Annotated in this window: 17 protein-coding genes; 15 read left to right on the top strand and 2 right to left on the bottom strand. The window is 40.8% G+C overall.

Annotated elements, in window-relative coordinates; translation table 11 throughout:
* Positions 1-1,036: 1,036 nt before the first annotated feature.
* Both CDC33_RS13750 and CDC33_RS13745 read left to right on the top strand, forming a co-directional pair.
* Positions 1,037-2,383 carry a calcium-binding protein gene (locus CDC33_RS13750; protein ID WP_109008928.1) on the top strand — a complete coding sequence of 449 codons (1,347 nt, stop codon included), beginning with the start codon at positions 1,037-1,039 and terminating at the stop codon, positions 2,381-2,383.
* Positions 2,384-2,652: 269 nt separating this feature from the next.
* The gene (locus tag CDC33_RS13745; RefSeq protein ID WP_109008927.1) at positions 2,653-4,305 is read left to right on the top strand and encodes a vanadium-dependent haloperoxidase; all 1,653 of its coding nucleotides are present in this window, start codon (positions 2,653-2,655) and stop codon (positions 4,303-4,305) included.
* Between the two features lie 90 nt (positions 4,306-4,395).
* On the opposite strand, the gene CDC33_RS13740 is transcribed toward CDC33_RS13745, so the two are convergent.
* Complete coding sequence (locus CDC33_RS13740; protein WP_109008926.1) at positions 4,396-5,616, bottom strand: acetate kinase; 1,221 nt, start codon at positions 5,614-5,616, stop codon at positions 4,396-4,398.
* Positions 5,617-5,792: 176 nt separating this feature from the next.
* Between CDC33_RS13740 and CDC33_RS13735 the strand changes: the two genes are divergently transcribed.
* The 3 genes from CDC33_RS13735 to CDC33_RS37790 all read left to right on the top strand — a co-directional run bounded on the left by CDC33_RS13735 (position 5,793) and on the right by CDC33_RS37790 (position 7,050).
* Positions 5,793-6,065 (top strand): hypothetical protein, encoded by a 273-nt coding sequence (locus CDC33_RS13735; RefSeq protein ID WP_219930031.1) that lies wholly within the window; start codon positions 5,793-5,795, stop codon positions 6,063-6,065.
* Positions 6,066-6,406: 341 nt separating this feature from the next.
* Positions 6,407-6,781, top strand: coding sequence for a type II toxin-antitoxin system HicB family antitoxin (locus CDC33_RS13730; RefSeq protein ID WP_109008925.1), 375 nt, complete (start codon positions 6,407-6,409; stop codon positions 6,779-6,781).
* Positions 6,778-7,050: a PIN domain-containing protein gene (locus CDC33_RS37790; RefSeq protein WP_146195812.1), complete on the top strand. Its 273-nt coding sequence runs from the start codon at positions 6,778-6,780 to the stop codon at positions 7,048-7,050. The genes CDC33_RS13730 and CDC33_RS37790 overlap by 4 nt, the downstream gene beginning before the upstream one ends.
* Positions 7,051-7,352: 302 nt before the next feature.
* On the opposite strand, the gene CDC33_RS13720 is transcribed toward CDC33_RS37790, so the two are convergent.
* The gene (locus CDC33_RS13720) at positions 7,353-7,655 is read right to left on the bottom strand and encodes an SDR family NAD(P)-dependent oxidoreductase (RefSeq protein ID WP_109008924.1); all 303 of its coding nucleotides are present in this window, start codon (positions 7,653-7,655) and stop codon (positions 7,353-7,355) included.
* Between the two features lie 104 nt (positions 7,656-7,759).
* Between CDC33_RS13720 and CDC33_RS13715 the strand changes: the two genes are divergently transcribed.
* The 10 genes from CDC33_RS13715 (at position 7,760) to CDC33_RS13670 (ending at position 18,686) form a co-directional block, all read left to right on the top strand.
* Entirely contained in the window at positions 7,760-8,941 is a 1,182-nt protein-coding gene (locus tag CDC33_RS13715; RefSeq protein WP_109008923.1) for a class I SAM-dependent methyltransferase, read from the top strand.
* Between the two features lie 527 nt (positions 8,942-9,468).
* Positions 9,469-9,909 carry an ATP synthase subunit I gene (locus CDC33_RS13710; protein ID WP_109008922.1) on the top strand — a complete coding sequence of 147 codons (441 nt, stop codon included), beginning with the start codon at positions 9,469-9,471 and terminating at the stop codon, positions 9,907-9,909.
* 60 nt (positions 9,910-9,969) lie between these two features.
* Positions 9,970-10,731, top strand: coding sequence for a F0F1 ATP synthase subunit A (atpB, locus tag CDC33_RS13705; RefSeq protein WP_181374000.1), 762 nt, complete (start codon positions 9,970-9,972; stop codon positions 10,729-10,731).
* A 149-nt stretch (positions 10,732-10,880) separates the two neighbouring features.
* Complete coding sequence (atpE, locus tag CDC33_RS13700) at positions 10,881-11,126, top strand: ATP synthase F0 subunit C (protein WP_012411162.1); 246 nt, start codon at positions 10,881-10,883, stop codon at positions 11,124-11,126.
* A 395-nt stretch (positions 11,127-11,521) separates the two neighbouring features.
* Complete coding sequence (locus tag CDC33_RS13695; RefSeq protein WP_109008921.1) at positions 11,522-11,953, top strand: F0F1 ATP synthase subunit B'; 432 nt, start codon at positions 11,522-11,524, stop codon at positions 11,951-11,953.
* 193 nt (positions 11,954-12,146) lie between these two features.
* Complete coding sequence (locus CDC33_RS13690; RefSeq protein ID WP_109008920.1) at positions 12,147-12,719, top strand: F0F1 ATP synthase subunit B; 573 nt, start codon at positions 12,147-12,149, stop codon at positions 12,717-12,719.
* The gene (gene atpH / locus CDC33_RS13685; protein WP_100899336.1) at positions 12,716-13,270 is read left to right on the top strand and encodes an ATP synthase F1 subunit delta; all 555 of its coding nucleotides are present in this window, start codon (positions 12,716-12,718) and stop codon (positions 13,268-13,270) included. Before CDC33_RS13690 ends, atpH begins: the two co-directional genes overlap by 4 nt.
* 265 nt (positions 13,271-13,535) lie before the next feature.
* Positions 13,536-15,056: a F0F1 ATP synthase subunit alpha gene (gene atpA / locus CDC33_RS13680; RefSeq protein ID WP_109008919.1), complete on the top strand. Its 1,521-nt coding sequence runs from the start codon at positions 13,536-13,538 to the stop codon at positions 15,054-15,056.
* Positions 15,057-15,266: 210 nt separating this feature from the next.
* The gene (locus CDC33_RS13675; protein WP_109008918.1) at positions 15,267-16,508 is read left to right on the top strand and encodes a GTPase; all 1,242 of its coding nucleotides are present in this window, start codon (positions 15,267-15,269) and stop codon (positions 16,506-16,508) included.
* Between the two features lie 174 nt (positions 16,509-16,682).
* The gene (locus tag CDC33_RS13670; protein WP_109008917.1) at positions 16,683-18,686 is read left to right on the top strand and encodes a GTPase; all 2,004 of its coding nucleotides are present in this window, start codon (positions 16,683-16,685) and stop codon (positions 18,684-18,686) included.
* Positions 18,687-18,836 lie beyond the last annotated feature (150 nt).

The following is an 18,836-nucleotide window of genomic DNA, read 5'->3' as shown; positions in this document are numbered from 1 at the left end:
TATTTATACAAATTATTCTTGAATGTACAGAGTATAATCTGTAGTACAGATATTAGTTTATTATTGCCGTTTGTGTCACTGATCGCACCAAAACTTGGTGAGTATATTTTAAGTTTTATAGGGCCACAAGTTGGGAGACTCATCATACGTCGGTTACTGTCATGATGAGTATTTAACAATTCAAAATTTAAAAATAATTTTTCAGGTGAGTCTATAAATTTCATTTTCACTGTTTAAAAATTTGCCAACACTGTTGAGCGATCGCCAATACTTGTCGGGTTTTGGGGAAAAGGGGAAAGAAAAAACCTTTAACCTAAACCCAGTAACCTTTTCCCTAAACCCAATGCCGAGTTAAAAATGCTTTACCCAAGCAGTATTGGAGCGATCGCTCAATTTTATTGAGTATTTATCACTAATATTTGCACTGCTGAATCCGGTAGTCCTAATTCTTTGTTAGGACACAAACAAGTATGTCGAGAATGAATAAGTTTAGCGATCAAAGTAATTATTCGCTTAAACCCTGTCAGAGTAGCAGTGTTGATCTAAGAGGTCTATTCTACTGAGTATAAAGTATGTTGAAAAATTTTAAGTATGTATCTTGAGCATAGTATTTTCTAGACTTTGTAAACAATTGTAACAATAACAAATACTTTGCGAAAAACTCACAATCTGAACCCGATATAAAACTATATAGGAATCCGGTTTGATTTCTGAAAATATACGTAGGATGTGTTAGCACGGAGAGTACGGCATCAAACTCGTGTTCATAGTGCGTTACGAACTCCGTTCTAACACACTCTACAATACTTAATTTCGTTCAAAAATCAAATAGTAATCCTATAGCTATGTTGGTGTTTCATATAGTTCAATCATGATTTACACACTTTCATACACAGTCCATCAAGTTAAAAATGCTTTTGATAGTTCAAACGCTCACTCTTTTCTGCAACATTAGTGCTAGACAAAAGTAGCTCTGTCTTAATTGAGCAAAAATAGTTCTGTCATCCAAGTTATTTAACGAAATGAGGTCACATAAATGGCAACACTCAGCATAGAAGAACAAGAATTAGAAGAACTTAAAGACCCGACAGCAGGCACATTCGATACTTCACAAGCAGAAATAATTAAACCAGTATTTTCTACACTTGAGAATACTCAATTAGCAACACTAGCACAACTAGAAGCAGGTACGTATGTTGCACCAGAAGCTACGCCACCCACTGGCGGTAAAATAACGGGATTGGGCAGCGCTTTCAAACCATTCAGTGGCGATAAAATAAAGTTTGACATCTCCTCCTCCTCCATCCGCCAAGACGATGGAGGCGATGCCGATGAATTCAATGACAATGATGTTAGAGAATTCACAAGTAGTAAGGATGATAATAAAATAATAATAGGCACTCCCAATGCGGATACACTCTATGGCGCTAATGGGGATGACGTTATAACTAGTTTAGGTATCGATGATATAGTCTCAGGTCGCAATGGAGATGACCTCATTAGTGGAGGAAGTGGAAACGACTACCTCCAGGGTGATGGTGGGAAAGATATCGTCTATGGGGACTATAGTGCCAGTGGAAATTCAGACTTAATTGCAAGTGGCAATGACACCATTTTTGGTGGTGATGGAAACGATAAACTTTATGGTCAAGACGGCAAAGACTTAATCTATGGTGATTCTGGTGATGACTATATTGAAGGTGGGGCAGACAACGATCAAATTAATGGTGACGATGGCAACGACATACTTTACGGTGATGACGTAGAGGGCAATCCCGGTGTAAGTGGTGACGATACAATTTCTGGTAACAATGGGAATGACAAAATTTTTGGTGGTCGAGGTAATGATTTCCTCGAAGGTGATGCTGGAAAAGATTTAATTTTTGGTGGGCAGGGTTACGACTCTCTTGATGGCGGTAACGGCAATGATGTATTGATTGGTACTGATACAGACTTTTATGGTCAACTGCAACAAGGATTTGGTTTTGGCGAAAAAGATACTTTAATCGGTGGAAAAAATAACGATACATTTGTCCTGGGACTTGAAAAAGCAAATGCCAGGGACGGAAGTGGTACTGATACTGTTATTTATGGCATAGTTTTATACAATGATGGTAATAATAACGTTAATGGTAATCAAGACTACGCTCTAATTAAAGACTTTGGTTTCATTGACGACCGTGTTAACCGTGGTGTAGATAAAATCCAGCTAGCAGGTTCAGCAAGTCAGTATCTACTGGGTGCATCTCCTGATAGCTCGATATCTGGTACGGGAATATTTTTTACCCAAGGTCAATTTGTGGCTGAACTCATTGGTATTGTTGAGGGAATTTCCCTCTCCGATCTAAGTCTTTCTAATAGCGATCAATTCATTTTTGTTTGATAATAAATTCCGACTCAGGGTATTGAACCAAAATATTGTCTAAGCGTTACTGCACGCATAAAGGACTTCCAATTAAAAAAATATCTAACTTGTAGGGTGCGTTATATCTTTGACTAACGCACCGTGACAGATTAGATAAAAATTGTGTGCTACTTGATTAATGCACCCTACAAATTAAGATTGGATGATTTATTTCTTGGTAGTCCTTTAATGGCAAAAAGCAGGAAAACTACCTTATTCCTACTTGCAAAAAAAGGAACAAAAGCTTTATGGCTTTAGATATCGCTATCCAGTTTGCTGAAATACTCGAAAATCCAACAATCTTTCCTGATGAACAGGGAAAACTGAAAATTGTTGTTGAAAATCAAGGTGATACACAATTCAACGGGCCTGTAAACCTCAAACTGTATGGATCAACTGATAAAGTTCTTGACATCAATCCCCTAAACACACTGGAACAATCAAGAGGTGCAAGCGATTTACTCAAGGGCAAAGATGAGCTTTTGGGCAGTTTGAATGGTCAAATAGTTAATTTAGCGCCTGGTCAATCTAAAACATTTACTGTGGATTTTGCGGGATCTGAATTCCGAACTGCAAGTGTTGTCTCTCCAGGACTCTACTATCTGATTGGACAGGTAGAGCCAGGTAGTAACGTTACTGAAAGTAATACCGCCAACAATGTAGCCAGCCAGTTAATTACTGGAGGTGACGTTGTGATCCAATGGAATTCAATTCTCCTAAATGCCATACAAGCATCGGGAACAGCACCTCCAGTAGCGGCACGTAATCAGGCGATCGTTCAGGCAGCAGTTTATGATGCTGTCAACGCTATTGACCAGAGTTACAAGCCTTATTTAGTTAACATCGACGCATCAGAAGCTGCCGGGGCATCAAAAGAAGCTGCGGCAGTTGAAGCAGCCTACGAAACGCTGGTGGAATTGTTCCCAGAACAAAAAACTACATTCGATGAACAACGGCAAAGGTCTCTTGCAACAATTCCGGATGGTACAGCTGAGGACAAGGGCATTGCGATCGGAAAAAAAGTTGCCCAGCAAATACTGGATAAGCGGAAAAATGATGGTTCAAGTACTGCACAAGGGCCATACACGCCGGGAACTGGCTTTGGGGATTGGAAGCCAACTTTTAGCGATGGTGAAACAACAAATAATACTACTAATTTTGCATCAGCATTATTGCCCCAGTGGGGTCTAGTAACTCCCTTTGCTATAGACAGTGTTATCCTTTTTCGGCCGGATACTTTCCCTGAGTATGGTAGCCCTCGGTATACGAGAAATTTTAATCAAGTTAAGGCGCTTGGTGCTGAAAACAGCACTGTTCGTACCGCAGATCAGACGGAAATTGCCCAATTTTGGGCTTACGATCGCGGCGATACTTTCAGGCCACCAGGTCAGTTGAACGAACTCACGCAAGAAGTAGCATTGGCTCAAAACAATACTCTGGAGGAGAATGCCCGTTTATTTGCGCTGCTGAACATTACCCAAGCTGATGCGGGTATTGTTGCGTGGGATGCCAAGTACGTCTATGATCAATTGCGCCCGATTACTGCAATCCGCAATGCGGATCAAGATAATAATCCAAATACGATCGCCGATCCTAATTGGGAACCTCTACTAGATACTCCACCATTCCCCGATTACATATCTGGGCATTCTGTATTCGCTGGTGCATCAGCCGAAATTCTGAAACTTTTCTACGGCACTGATAACATCAGTTTTGACATTCCTTCACAAGAATTACCTGGCGTTGCTCGTTATTACGGCAGCTTTTCACAGGTAGCCCAAGAGGATGCCGATAGCCGACTTTATGGTGGTGTCCATATCGAAGCGGCGACTATAGACGGGGTGCAAGTAGGTAGAAATATCGGCAGCTTCGTGTTTAATAACTTTTTGACTCCCGTTTAAATATAGTCACAGAATTTTAGATTTTAAATTTTGGATTTTGGATTGAAGATTTAAAATCCAAAATTTAAAAAGGTCTGAGAACAAGTGAATTTAAACGCGAGAATGAATCTGCCAACATTGCCCAGCGATCGCCCAATCTTCTTGAGTATAAATAACTAATACCCGTACTGCTGAATCGGGTGTGGCAATATCCTCATCAACAGGCTGCTGCTGATTTTTTTCAAGGTCTATTTTTAGTCCGATAAATCCAAAAGCTTCACAGGCGGCTTGGCGAATTTCTGGGGAATGTTCACCTACGCCTGCTGTGAATACTAAAGCATCTAATCCGCCTAAGCTGGTAAGCATTGCACCTATACCAGAACGGAGGCGATGTACGTAGATATCCCATGCTAGTTGAGCGCGGGAATTACCTTGAGCAATAGCTTCTGTTACCTCGCGCATATCACTAGATACACCCGAAATTCCCTTTAACCCAGAAGCTTTATTTAAGATATCATCCAGTTTTTCAACAGAGTAATTGCAGTAACGTAATAGATAAATCAAAATCCCTGGATCAATTGAACCAGAACGACTACCCATCATCAATCCTTCTAGGGGCGTAAATCCCATTGTCGTATCAATGCTGCGACCGTTTTTAATTGCCGCCAAAGAGCAGCCATTGCCTAGATGACAGGTAATTAAGCGTTCAGAGGGAAAATCTTGACCAAGAATTTGGGCAGCACGTTGAGAACAGTATTGGTGACTGATACCATGAAACCCATAGCGACGGATTCCTTGTTCTACCCACTCATAAGGGCCGGGATAGATTGCTGCTGCATCGGGTAGGGTGGCATGAAATCCGGTATCAAATACTGCTATTTGGGTAACATCTTTTAAGATTTTTTCAATTGCTTCTATGCCTGACAAAGCGGCTGGATTATGTGCTGGAGCTAGATTAGATAGACGAGCGATCGCCTTTTTAACATCCTCCGTAATTACCACACTATCTCGATAATCCTTTCCACCATGTACTATCCGATGCCCCACCACATCAATTTCTGACAACTGATCAATTACCTTGGTAGCGCCATCACTAAGTGTATTGAGCATATAACTGAGGTGTACCTGTGGGGAATCACTAGAGATTGATTCTTGTAGTGTTGCACCCGTACCAGTTTTCACTTCAATTTCTGCCACACCCCGATCTTGAGTCCAGTTGATTTTCCCTTCCCAAAGGGGTTGGGCTGCTTCGGTGGAGAAAGCCTCATCTGCAATCTCATACAGACAACTCTTTTGGCTGCTCGATCCGGCATTCAGCACCAATATCTTCATACGACAACATAAAAATATGACCTTTTTTGATCATGTCAGCAAGTGTAACCTTATGCTTCTACCCTAGATGAATACAGTCACTTGTGGGATTAGACCTTCAATTCATGCTGCATATCAAGCTAAAACATCACAAATGAATGTTTCAGTTACTTCTGTCTATAACAAGCACTCATGCAATGGAGACTGATGTAAGCGCTGAATTAGTAAGGGAGACAGGAACTTCAATGGAAGCAATTATTCGGCATTTAAACGGAAGCTTACCAGATTGGCTACCTGGTTATCGGCTTAAAATTTTAGATGGCAATGCAATAGGTGCAAGTGAACATCGTCTAAAACCTCTTCGTGACTGTAACAGTGCGCCTTTACCAGGGCAATCATTGGTGGTACTTGACCCATCTCTAATGCTGGCAATTGATGTTTTCCCTTGTGAAGATGCTCATGCTCTTTGATTTTTGAATGGAATTAGGTATTGTAGAGTGTGTTAGAACGGAGTTCGTAACGCACTATTATCAAGGGTTTGATGCCGTACTCTCTGTGCTAACACATCCTACAGATATTTTCTCCAAATCAAACCGGATTCCTATATTACAATTACATCACTGATGGGAGCGAGTTGAGCAACTCCTTGTGCCCCCCATTCACAGCGTAAATTAAACTCTGATTGGTTGTAAATCATGGTGCGATCGCAAAAGCCTTTCTAGGAAACGCTACGCTAACACGTACAGACTAAAGTTAGTAGTAAGTAGGTTAGTAGTTATAATCAATATAAAACTTCCAGCTTGAAAATATTATGAATTTAACTGTAAAAACTTATCCTAACAATACTGTACCGAAGTTAAATTATGATGTGCTGATTGAAAATCAACCAGATGGCGGAGTTAGTGCGACAGTGCTAGGCTTACCAGATTTTAAAAGCTCTGGTGTGACTAAAGAAGAAGCACTAGAAAAGCTAATTCAACTTTTACAAGAGCGAAAACCAGAAATAGTGACTTTGGAAATTCAACCTCCCAAAACCGAACATCCTTGGATGAAATTTGCGGGTATGTTCAAGGATGATCCTCAATTTGACGAGGTGTTAGCATATATAGAAGCTGATCGTCGTGAACTTGACGCACAAATGGAGGAATATTATCGGCAACTTGATGCAGAGGATGAAGCTAAGTGACTTTATGGATACTTGATACGGATCACGTCTCACTTTTTCAACAGATGCATCCAGTTGTTACGCAGCGTATCAATGCAGTTAATTCTGAAGACATTGCCATAACGATAATTACAGTTGAAGAACAACTGCGTGGTAGGTTTAATGTAATCAGAAAGGCTTCCTCATCTGATGCATTGCTATTAGCTTACGCAAAGCTACAGGCTAATTTAGAGTTTTTTAAAAACGTGCGATCGCTAGCATTTCAAGTTTTAAAGCCTTTCTTTGCTTAGGGTTGTATACATCAATAAGTTCTTTTCCTTCCTTAATTTCCGGCATCAAAAAGCCGACACAATCACCCTGAGCATCTTTCAGTACCGACTTAGGCCAAGCAAAAGAAATATGATTAAGGTTAGGACTTACGCAAAAATTGCTAAAAAGCTTAATTTCTCGAACCGCCAAGACGCCAAGAGCGCCGAGAATTCGTAGAGTGTGCGTAAGTCCTAAAGGTGAGAGTTTGGCTCTTTGGGTCGGTGCGCTATCATCACTGCCAACTTTTGCACACGCTCAGGAGTTTGGTCGTGGTAAATTTTTGCTAAGTAATCATTGTGATTAGTTCGCCAATTTGGTCAAAAAGTTTTTTGGGCATCTCTGACTCAGCCAAGTTAACTTCAACCCCTGCCGCCTTGACTCCTTGTAATTTTAGTGACTCAATGATTTCTTCTGCCTCATGAGAGTTGCTACCCCAAGGCATCAGCTTGTCGTATGAGCGATAATAAGTCGTAAAGACATTTGCTCCAGATGCAGCCAATGAATGGGCGATCGCTGCACCAATTCCCATGTGTCGGCTTACACCAGTTACTAGGGCAACTTTACCCGACAAACCGTAATCTACCATCTGTAATACAACGCTATTAATTCTATTGGCTTGAATTTTACTCCTTATTGCTTATTAGCATCCGAGATTCGATAAACTCAGAATTGCCCCAAGATTTACTTATCATGTCCGATTCCCAAACTGTTAGTGCTGCTGTTGCCAAACTCTACAATACCTACCCCTTTCCGCCAGAAGCCTTGTTGGATGAACCACCCCCAGGCTATAACTGGCGCTGGAATTGGCTAGCTGCTCATAACTTCTGCACAGGTCAAAAACCTCAAAAGCAAGATATTCGGATATTAGATGCAGGTTGCGGTACTGGTGTGAGTACAGAGTACTTAGTTCACCTCAATCCTCAAGCTTCTGTTGTGGGAATTGACCTCAGTACTGGCGCTTTAGCTGTAGCAAAAGAGCGTTGTCAGCGTTCAGGGGCTACTCGCGTTGAATTTCATCACCTCAGCTTGTTTGATGTGGAACAGTTACCGGGTGAGTTTGATTTAATCAACTGTGTTGGTGTTTTGCATCATACCTCCGATCCAATTCGCGGTATTCAAGCTTTGGCGAAAAAGTTAGCCCCAGGCGGCTTGATGCACATTTTTGTGTATGGAGAGTTGGGACGCTGGGAAATTCAACTCATGCAAAAAGCGATCGCACTTCTTCAAGGTGACAAAAAAGGCGACTACCGCGATGGTGTTCAAGTCGGACGACAAATATTTGCTTCTTTACCAGAAAATAACCGAATTGTCAAATACGATAAACAGCGTTGGTCATTAGAAAATCACAAAGATGAAAACTTTGCGGATATGTACGTACATCCCCAAGAAATTGACTACAACATTGAGACGCTGTTTGAATTAATAGATGCTTCGGGATTAGAGTTTATTGGTTTCTCGAATCCGAGTTTCTGGGATTTGGAGAGACTTTTGGGCAAAGCACCAGAGTTAGTTGAACGGGCAAAAGATTTGAGCGATCGCCAAGTTTACCGCCTGATAGAATTACTAGATCCAGAAGTAACTCATTACGAATTTTTCCTCGGTCGTCCTCCCCTAATCAAGGCTGACTGGTCAGACGATAACGCCCTATTGGCAGCGATTCCCGAACTTAATCCTTGTCTTGAAGGATTTCCTAGCCAATGTTTCTTTAATTACGATTACCAAATTGTTAATTTATCTGTACCAGAGTTTGAATTTATGCAAAAATGTGATGGTAGTTCAACAGTGGTAGATATTTTAACAGGTGTGCAACTGGGATTGGATGGGGTAAGAACGCTTCTTCAGCAGCAGTTGATTTTATTGACACCTGTTTAATTACACTGCACTTGGATACTAAGTTAAGATTTGTCAATTTATACTCGTCGTGAAGAGCGATCGCCCATCACCACTTTTGGCAAATTACTGTAAATTAGGAAAGTGCCGAAAAAACAAGGTATTGTACATCCCAAAAGTTGGAGCTTTCTGGAATTCAGCAGTGGTGCGATCTTTAATGACTTGCCGCTACTCTACGATTTCTGATTTGCGGTACGTTCATACGCTCCTCAAGCACCAGTTGATTTTCTTGACACCAACTTAATTCAAACTTTGGAGGATAATTATTTACTCAAAAAACTGGAATTGGAAGAAATATTGAATTTTCAGGCAGCATTTATTGATTATTCGCCCAAATACTCCCTCACATGATCAGCCGCTCTCTCGCTTCTGTGAGCGCAATTTTACTGACTGCCTGATGTTGACAAGAAGTTAATTGTTTTTTCCTAAAGTATTGTTACCGGATCGTGATATGATTCAGCTGACTGAATGTGCAGTCATCATATTTAACTGTACTGGTTTCAAGTCCCGTGAGCTTGTCAGACGAATCAATTGCGCCCACTCCGACAACGCAACAAGATGCTAAAACTGGTTCTGGAGACACAGAATCAGGTAACTCCATGCAAGAGTTCCATCAACTCTTCCAGCGATTGTTGGTAATCACGCTTGTCTTGACGGGGGTTATTTTTATCTCTGTGTGGATTTTTTATTCCTTAAACATTGCCTTAAATTATTTAATTGGGGCGTGTACAGGTGTGGTTTACTTAAAAATGTTGGCTAGAGACGTTGAGCAGCTTGGTAGTCAGAAAACCAGTCTGAGCAAAACTCGTTTTGCTCTGTTTATTGGAGTGATGATCGTGGCAAGTCAATGGCGTGAGCTACAGATTCTGCCCATTTTTTTGGGATTTCTAACTTACAAAGCCACGCTCCTCGTCTATATGGTGCAAATTGCGTTCATTCCTGATTCTTAAAAAGTCAGGCTCACAAAGATAGTAATCCCATCCTCGCTCGTTGGGGAAAAAGCTTGAAGAATGCAAATGCTTAGTGTCTTAAACGCCTTTAATTCTTTTCCCCTCGCCGCATTAGAAGTAGGTCATCATTTCTATTGGCAGTTGGGCAATCTTAAAATTCATGGGCAAGTTTTTCTCACCTCCTGGTTTGTGATTAGTATTCTAGTAGTGGCTTCAATAGCTGCTACTCGCAACGCACAAAGAATTCCCAAGGGCATCCAAAATTTGATGGAATATGCCTTAGAATTTATTCGTGATTTGGCAAAAAACCAACTTGGTGAGAAAGAGTACCGCCCTTGGGTGCCATTTATTGGCACACTGTTCTTGTTTATTTTCGTATCGAACTGGTCAGGCGCACTAATTCCCTGGAAGCTCATCAGGCTACCTTCGGGCGAATTGGCAGCTCCCACCAATGATATCAATACGACTGTTGCATTGGCATTGCTGACCTCCTTAGCGTACTTTTACGCAGGTTTTAGCAAACGGGGTTTAGGCTACTTTAAGAAATATATAGAGCCAACACCTGTTTTGTTGCCGATCGCAATTCTAGAAGATTTCACCAAACCCCTCTCCCTAAGCTTCCGGCTATTTGGTAATATTTTGGCGGATGAATTGGTAGTAGCGGTGTTGGTGCTGCTAGTTCCTCTATTTGTACCTCTGCCTGTAATGGCCTTGGGTTTATTTACCAGTGCCATTCAAGCCCTGGTTTTTGCCACCCTAGCCGGAGCATACATTCATGAGGCAATGGAGGGGCATGGCTCAGATGAACATGAGGAGCATTAAACTTCTCAGTTGATAGCACAGTTCCAAGAGCATATTCGCTCAAAACATCGCAAAGCGCGATCAAAGAACTCATGTGCAGCGTGAAAACCACGTTTCTAATCGTTAACGTAATGTCTGTTAGTTTTGTAATCAAAGCAAGGAAAATCAACATGGATCCATTAGTTCAGGCTGCTTCAGTTCTCGCTGCTGCTTTAGCGATTGGTTTAGCTGCAATTGGCCCTGGTATTGGTCAAGGAAATGCTGCTGGACAAGCAGTAGAAGGTATTGCTCGTCAACCTGAAGCAGAAGGAAAAATTCGCGGTACTCTGCTATTAACCTTGGCATTCATGGAATCCTTGACTATTTATGGTCTAGTAATTGCCCTGGTATTGCTGTTTGCTAACCCCTTCGGCTAATACCTGAAATTTTTGTGAGTGTGGAGACGTGAACCATCACGCCTCTACAATCTAATAGGTTTTAGGTATTTAGTCATTCTAATGTGATTTTAGATTTTGGATTTTGGATTTTGGATTATCAATTTTCGGTACATGTGCCGAAGCTGATTGGTGGAACAAATCTCAAATCATCAATCTAAAATGCCCAGAAGAACATACCCTTGGGTTAGTGTTAATCCCTTCGGGTTGGTGCAGTCGCTCATGGGGGAAACCCCCAAAACCGCGCTGCTTCACCAAAATTGCAAATCTAAAATCCAAAATTACTTGACCCTTGTTGGCTATGGGTCTCTAAAATATGAAAGGTTGGATGATGTTGCTAGCCATGAAAACTGCTACTCCAGCCAAAGAGGAGACAAATGTTTGATTTCGATGCTACCTTGCCCTTCATGGCATTGCAATTCCTGCTATTGGCAGCTTTGTTGAATGCAATTTTCTATAAGCCACTGACCAAGGTACTAGACGATCGCGATAGTTATATCCGAACGAATACCCTTGAGGCAAAAGAGAGCTTGGCTAAAGCCGAGCGCTTGGCTACCGAATATGAGCAACAACTCGCAGACGCTCGCAGACAATCGCAAGCTACCGTAGAAGCAGCTCAACTTGAAGCTAAGAAAATTACTGCCGAGAAAATTGCCGAGGCCCAAAAGGAAGCTCAGTCTCAACGAGAACAAGCTTCTATTGAAATAGAACAACAAAAGCAAGAAGCTTTTCGCACCTTAGAGCAACAAGTTGATGCTCTAAGCAGGCAGATTCTAGAAAAACTATTGGGGCCAACTCCAGTTAGATAAGCTAACTAGACTGGCTCTGTGAAAGCATACGCGCAACTGGGCCCTAGTCCAGAGCGCAAAATTTAAGTGTCAAATAAAGGCACTTTTTCCCTTCTGGGGAAAGATACTTAATTTCCTTACGGGGAAAAGATACTTAAACTTCCTTCCCTTGGGAAAAATACAACGTATTAGCAAGCGAGCAGCGCACTTGTAAATGGGTATCATGGGGACATTCTTATTACTTGCCGCAGAAGCGAACGCTGTTCACTCTGAATTGGCAGAAGGCGCAGCAGAAGGTGGTTTCGGTCTAAACCTAGACATTTTTGAAACCAATCTGATCAATCTAACGATTCTGGTTGGCATATTATTCTACTTCGGACGTAAGGTTTTAAGCAATATCCTGAACGAGCGACAATCCAATATTGCCACCGCAATTCAGGAAGCAGAAGGGCGCTTAAAAGAGGCAAAGACTGCCCTTTCCCAAGCGCAAGAGCAGTTGAAGCAATCTCAAGCAGAAGCAGAACGCATCCGCCAATCTGCCACAGAAAACGCCCAAAAGACGAAAGAAGCCTTGTTAGCGAAGGCAGCGCAAGACGTAGAACGCTTGAAACAAACAGCAGCAGCAGATTTAAACACCGAAACAGAGCGAGCGATCGCCCAACTACGGCAAAGAGTTGCTGCACTAGCATTGCAAAAAGTCGAATCGCAACTCAAAGGCGGGATTGCCGACGATGCTCAACAAAGTTTAATTGACCGCAGCATCGCACAACTGGGAGGCAATGTATGACAAGTCAGGTAGCAACAGCCGAAGTAGCCCAGCCCTATGCACAGGCACTTTTGTCAATAGCGCAATCGAAAAATTTGACAGAAGAGTTCGGGGAAGATGCGCGGACTTTACTGGGACTGTTAAGAGCAGACAAACAGCTACATAACTTCTTCAGCAACCCGTTTATTCAGGCTGAGAACAAAAAAGCTCTCATCAAACAAATACTCGGCGAAGGCTCTAACCCCTACTTACGCAACTTTTTGTTAGTACTAGTAGACAAACGCCGCATTGCATTCTTGGAATCTATTTTTCAACAATATCTGGCGCTGTTGCGGCAGCTGAATCAAACCGTATTAGCGGAAGTAATTTCAGCCGTTCCCCTCACAGAAGCTCAACAGCAGGCAATCATCCAAAAGGTCATTGCCATCAGTAATGCTCGCCAGGTAGAGCTAGAAACCAAGGTAGACAGTGAGTTAATTGGTGGTGTGATCATTAAAGTAGGTTCGCAGGTAATTGATGCCAGTATCCGGGGTCAATTACGTCGCCTTTCATTGCGCTTAACTAATAGCTAGAAAGTTAGGAGTAGAGACGCGATTAATCGCGTTTGTACAGGAGTTAGGAGTAGAGACGCGATTAATCGCGTCTGTACAGGAGTTAGGAGTAGAGACGCGATTAATCGCGTCTGTACAGGAGTTAAGAGTTAAGTAAACAATAATTTATTTTGACTTTTAACTTTTAACCTTTGCTTTTTTAACTCATCGCTCTTAACTCATCACTCTTAATTCATCACTCCTAACTATTGAATTTTCCCGTCTCGAAAGCAAACAAAATAGACACATGAGCATATCAATTAGACCTGACGAAATTAGCAGCATTATCCAACAACAAATCGAGCAATACGATCAAGAGGTCAAAGTTGCTAACGTTGGTACTGTCCTACAAGTAGGTGACGGTATTGCCCGGATTTATGGTCTGGAAAAGGCTATGTCTGGGGAACTTTTGGAATTTGAAGACGGCACAGTTGGCATCGCCCAGAACTTAGAAGAAGACAATGTGGGCGCGGTACTCATGGGTGAAGGGCTAGAAATTCAAGAAGGTAGCTCTGTAACCGCTACCGGTAGAATTGCCCAAGTACCCGTAGGAGAAGCCTTAATTGGACGAGTTGTAGACGCTTTGGGTCGTCCCATTGATGGTAAGGGAGACATCAAGACTTCAGACAGCCGTTTGATTGAATCTCCAGCACCCGGTATCATTGCTCGTCGGTCAGTACACGAACCCATGCAAACGGGTATCACAGCTATTGACTCAATGATTCCCATCGGTCGTGGTCAACGGGAATTGATTATTGGCGACCGTCAAACAGGTAAAACTGCGATCGCAATCGACACAATCATCAACCAAAAAGAAGAAGATGTAATTTGTGTATACGTTGCGATCGGTCAAAAGGCTTCCACCGTAGCTAACGTGGTGCAGACATTGCAAGAAAAAGGCGCACTCGACTACACCATCGTCGTCGCAGCTAGTGCCAGTGAACCAGCAACCCTACAATACCTAGCTCCTTACACAGGCGCAACTATTGCTGAGTACTTTATGTACAAAGGCAAAGCTACCCTGGTAATTTATGATGATCTTTCCAAGCAAGCTCAAGCTTATCGCCAAATGTCACTACTGCTGCGTCGTCCACCCGGACGCGAAGCTTACCCTGGAGATGTATTCTACATTCACTCTCGTTTGTTAGAAAGAGCAGCCAAGCTGAGTGACGAATTAGGTAAAGGCAGTATGACCGCCCTACCAATCATCGAAACCCAAGCTGGTGACGTTTCGGCATACATCCCCACCAACGTAATTTCTATTACCGATGGTCAGATATTCCTATCTTCTGACTTGTTCAACGCTGGTATCCGTCCGGCTGTGAACCCAGGTATTTCCGTATCCCGCGTGGGTTCTGCTGCTCAAACTAAGGCAATGAAAAAAGTTGCTGGTAAGATTAAATTGGAACTAGCCCAATTTGACGACCTGCAAGCCTTTGCTCAATTTGCTTCCGACTTAGATAAAGCCACTCAAGACCAGTTAGCACGGGGTCAACGGTTACGCGAACTTCTCAAGCAGCCACAAAATTCGCCACTCTCAGTATACGAGCAAGTAGCAATTCTTTACGCTGGTATCAATGGTTACTTGGATGACGTTCCTGTAGATAAAGTCACAAACTTTACCCAAGGTCTGCGGGAGTACTTAAAGACTGGTAAAACCCAGTATGCCGAAGGCGTAAGAGCCTCCAAAGCACTAGGTGATGCAGAAGAAGCTGCCTTGAAAGAAGCACTTACCGAATTTAAGAAGACCTTCAAAGCAACAGCGTAATTTAATTTTTGTATTTTGTGTAAACCGAGTTTTGAAGCAAATCTATTATTTTATAGATTAGTGCTTATTAATAAACTCGGTTTTTTTGTGTGTAAGAAAAATATTTATCATCATAGGGGCGTACAGATTTTAATAAAAATTTAGAATTTATGTACGATGTGGATTGTCAGACATAGTATACTAATTTACTTATAATAATTAGTAGATATTATGGATATTGACAATTTTTTGCCTGAGTTTCGGAAATGGCAACAGCAAATTGCTGAGAAATTACAAGGTCAGACTAAAGACCTTGAAAATTATAATGAGTTAGCTAAATGTAATATTTTATTAATAGGTAAAACTGGTGTTGGTAAAAGTACATTAATTAACTCTATCTTTCGAGTCAATTTAGCTCCAGAGGGTGCAGGTAAACCTGTGACTGGTAAACTAACCAGATATGAGCAAAAAGAATGTCTAATCGTAGCTTTTGATTCAAGAGGATTAGAGTTAACGGACGGGGAATTAAATCAATACAATACTGAAAGTAATAAGAGAGATGTTGAGGCATTAATAGAAGGTAGCCACAAAGAATTTCAAAATGTAACAATTGATGTAATTTTCTACTGTATTAACTCTAACTCTGAGAGATTTGAGGATGTAGAAGAAAAATGGATTACTGATTTAAGAGAAAAACACAATAACATCCCGATTATTATTGTCTTAACAAGAACAATAAAGCAACCGGAATTACACGATCTTTTCATAGCAATAAAGAATGGAACAGCTGTAAAAGAAGAAAAACTGAAATCTCTAATTCACTGCATTACAAAGACAGACGAAATAATTATAGACAAAAATAAAATTCCACTTATCCCAATTCTGGCTGTAGAAGAGAAAATTAGCGAGGAATATACATCTCCAAAAAAGAACCTAGAGCTTTTAGTTAGACAAACTGCCAGTCTTCTGGAAAAACAAGCGAAACAAGCATTTATTAGTGAACAGGTTGCTAGTATCGACCTCAAAATACAAGAAGCACAAAAATTGACTGCTGTATATACCTCGGTGACTAGTCTTATCGCATTAAATCCTGTGGTTCCTGTTAGTGGAACTATTCTCCCTGCGGCACAACTGCTTTTTTTAAAACAAATAAGTTCAATTTTTGGATTAAAGCAAGAAGAGCAGGAATTATTATTGTTATCACCAGAGTACCAAGCACTTGCAGCAGCAATATTAACAACTGGTGCATCTACAATTTTAACTAGTTTAGTACCACTTGTAAATTCAGTAAACGATGCTTTGGTTGCAGGAACATCAACATCTTTACTTTGTTTAGCTTGGATTGATACTCTAAAGCGTTATTCTTTAAGACTAGTAGATGAAAAAATACTAACTGAGGAAGAAATCAGAAAATTTATAGAGATTTTTGCAGAAGAATATCAGAAGTACTGCGATAAGACCAAGTATTCATGAGGTTGTACCAAATGAATTATCTAGAGACTTTATACATAAAGTTTCTACCCCCAAAAATGAAGTTCATCTTCATAAAAATTTGCTTATATTTTATTGAGACGTATAAAAATAGCCAATTTAATTATCATTAAGTGCTAAACTATGGTAAAAACCTGAATTCTTATATATCCATCAATGGCTGATAAAAATACTAATTATAGTAATGAGCAGCTGCGTGATACATTCAATAAACAATACGAATCGTTTGCCAAGGACATTGGGCAATGTAATATCTTATTACTCGGTAAAACTGGGGTAGGTAAAAGTACCCTCGTAAATGCTGTTTTTGGAGAAGAATTAGCACAAACGGGAACAGGCAAACCTATAACCCAAGATATTGAGCAGTATAGGCAACCAGGTTCTCCTATTACGCTCTATGATACTCCTGGACTAGAATTAACTGGGGAAGTAATTCAACGTCTAAAAGACAAGCTTGCTAGACTAATTGACGAAAAACGCAAGCAACCTATTGAAAATCATATTCATGTTGTCTGGTTCTGTATTTCCGAGCGGTCAAGCAGATTTGAGGATGCGGAGGAAGAATGGATTAAAGACATAGTTAAACTAGATGTACCAGTTATTATTGTTCTTACCCAAACATACGATCCTAAACGTAGTAAGTTACTGGACTTTATCAAAAAACGAGATTTATTAGTTGATGATGATGTGATTCCAGTTTTAGCAGAACCTGTTCAAATTACTGATGATTTCACAATTACAAGGCATGGACTAGAGCATCTAGTGGAAGTAACTGCCTCAATATTACCAGAAGTTGCAAGAAAAGCTTTTATTGCAGAACAGAAGGTCAATGTAAATTTAAAAATATCTGAAGCTGAGAAATACCTTTGTCATATGAATGAAGAAGAATTCGGGAAAAAAGTTCAAAACGAGTACAAATCATATGCTCAGAAAAACGGCAAATGTAATGCGATGGTGATAGGTCTAACAGGAGCAGGTAAAAGTACCTTAATAAATGCTGTATTTGGATTTGAAATAGCAAAAACAGGGACTGGCAAACCTATAACTGAAAAAATTGAAGAGCATAGTCATCCAGATTCTCCAGTAACCATATATGACACTCCTGGACTAGAAGTAGATGAAGAAAAAATTAAACGTACAAAAGAAGAAGTAGTTAAACTAATTGCAGAAAAACGAAAGCAAGATGCTAAAGAGCATATTCATTTTGTTTGGTACTGTATTAGTGATAACAGTAAAAGAATTCAGAATGCGGAAGAGGAATGGATTAAAGACCTAGCGAAACAAGAAGTACCAGTTATTATTGTTCTTACCCAAACATACAATCCTGAACGTAGTGAGTTACTGGACTTTATTAAAAACCTAAATTTACCAGTGGATGATCTGATTCCTGTTTTGGCAGATCCATTTCCAATTACTAATGATTTGAAAATTCCAGCTTATGGTTTAGAAAAACTAATTAAAGTCACTTATTCACTTTTCCCAGAACAAGCAAAAAAAGCTCGGATTGCAGCACAAGCCGCAGCACAAGAGGCGGAGAGAACAGCCCGGATTGCAGGACAAGCCGCAGCACAGGAGACGGAGAGAACAGCCCGGATTGCAGCACGAGCCGCAGCGCAGGAGGCAAATAAAAAATATCGTATTGCAAAAGAAGAGGTGAGAAAAGCCTGGATTGCAGAAGAAACAGAAGTAGAGGCGAGAACAGCGTTTATTTCTGCACAGAAGGTCGATGTAGATTTAAAAATATCTGAAGCTGAGAAATACCTTAACCTCTACCTAGCAGGAGCAGCTTTAGCTGGTAGTCCTCTTTCCGGTTTTGTCGGTGGATTGGCGACAGCTGGAGTTCAGACAGCTATGGTAGCACATCTCACTTATATATGTGGATTGAAATTTAATAATTCTTTCCTGTGGGCAATATATGCTGCTTGTGCATCTGTATCAATCCCTACATTAATGTTAACATCAATACCTGTCATAGGTTCGTTTAGACCTCGAAGAGCAACGTTAACCACATACTTAATGGGCAAGGCTTTGCTTATTGCATATGAAAAGTATCTAAAAGCACAAAATGATGGGGAGGAAATGTCTGAATCTGAACTTTCAAAGATTATTATTGACAGTTATAAAAATCTGTGGAAGGTACGAAAGAAAAATAAGGATTAGTAATCATCATCTTAAATCCTAAATCATAAGAAACTAAGATTAGCTTAGGTTTCCTTGCTGGTAAAATCTAAGGAGAGATACTACTGAGTGCTGAACTAGCGAAGTGGTGAATCAACAAAAGTTCATGATGTAATTCATCATCTGTCGCCT

It is taken from the genome of Nostoc commune NIES-4072, from assembly GCF_003113895.1.
Taxonomy (GTDB): domain Bacteria; phylum Cyanobacteriota; class Cyanobacteriia; order Cyanobacteriales; family Nostocaceae; genus Nostoc; species Nostoc commune.
This window is presented reverse-complemented; position numbering and strand designations above follow the sequence as displayed.

Excerpts from the sequence above, each read along its gene's own strand:
- CDC33_RS13750 (WP_109008928.1), top strand. The coding sequence starts at position 1,037 with ATGGCAACACTCAGCATAGAAGAACAAGAATTAGAAGAACTTAAAGAC.
- atpB (WP_181374000.1), top strand. The coding sequence starts at position 9,970 with ATGCAAATGCTTAGTGTCTTAAACGCCTTTAATTCTTTTCCCCTCGCC.
- CDC33_RS13740 (WP_109008926.1), bottom strand. The coding sequence starts at position 5,616 with ATGAAGATATTGGTGCTGAATGCCGGATCGAGCAGCCAAAAGAGTTGT.
- CDC33_RS13695 (WP_109008921.1), top strand. The coding sequence starts at position 11,522 with ATGTTTGATTTCGATGCTACCTTGCCCTTCATGGCATTGCAATTCCTG.
- CDC33_RS13735 (WP_219930031.1), top strand. The coding sequence starts at position 5,793 with ATGGAGACTGATGTAAGCGCTGAATTAGTAAGGGAGACAGGAACTTCA.
- atpH (WP_100899336.1), top strand. The coding sequence starts at position 12,716 with ATGACAAGTCAGGTAGCAACAGCCGAAGTAGCCCAGCCCTATGCACAG.
- CDC33_RS13690 (WP_109008920.1), top strand. The coding sequence starts at position 12,147 with ATGGGTATCATGGGGACATTCTTATTACTTGCCGCAGAAGCGAACGCT.
- CDC33_RS13675 (WP_109008918.1), top strand. The coding sequence starts at position 15,267 with ATGGATATTGACAATTTTTTGCCTGAGTTTCGGAAATGGCAACAGCAA.
- CDC33_RS13720 (WP_109008924.1), bottom strand. The coding sequence starts at position 7,655 with ATGGTAGATTACGGTTTGTCGGGTAAAGTTGCCCTAGTAACTGGTGTA.
- CDC33_RS13730 (WP_109008925.1), top strand. The coding sequence starts at position 6,407 with ATGAATTTAACTGTAAAAACTTATCCTAACAATACTGTACCGAAGTTA.
- atpE (WP_012411162.1), top strand. The coding sequence starts at position 10,881 with ATGGATCCATTAGTTCAGGCTGCTTCAGTTCTCGCTGCTGCTTTAGCG.
- CDC33_RS13745 (WP_109008927.1), top strand. The coding sequence starts at position 2,653 with ATGGCTTTAGATATCGCTATCCAGTTTGCTGAAATACTCGAAAATCCA.
- atpA (WP_109008919.1), top strand. The coding sequence starts at position 13,536 with ATGAGCATATCAATTAGACCTGACGAAATTAGCAGCATTATCCAACAA.
- CDC33_RS13670 (WP_109008917.1), top strand. The coding sequence starts at position 16,683 with ATGGCTGATAAAAATACTAATTATAGTAATGAGCAGCTGCGTGATACA.
- CDC33_RS13715 (WP_109008923.1), top strand. The coding sequence starts at position 7,760 with ATGTCCGATTCCCAAACTGTTAGTGCTGCTGTTGCCAAACTCTACAAT.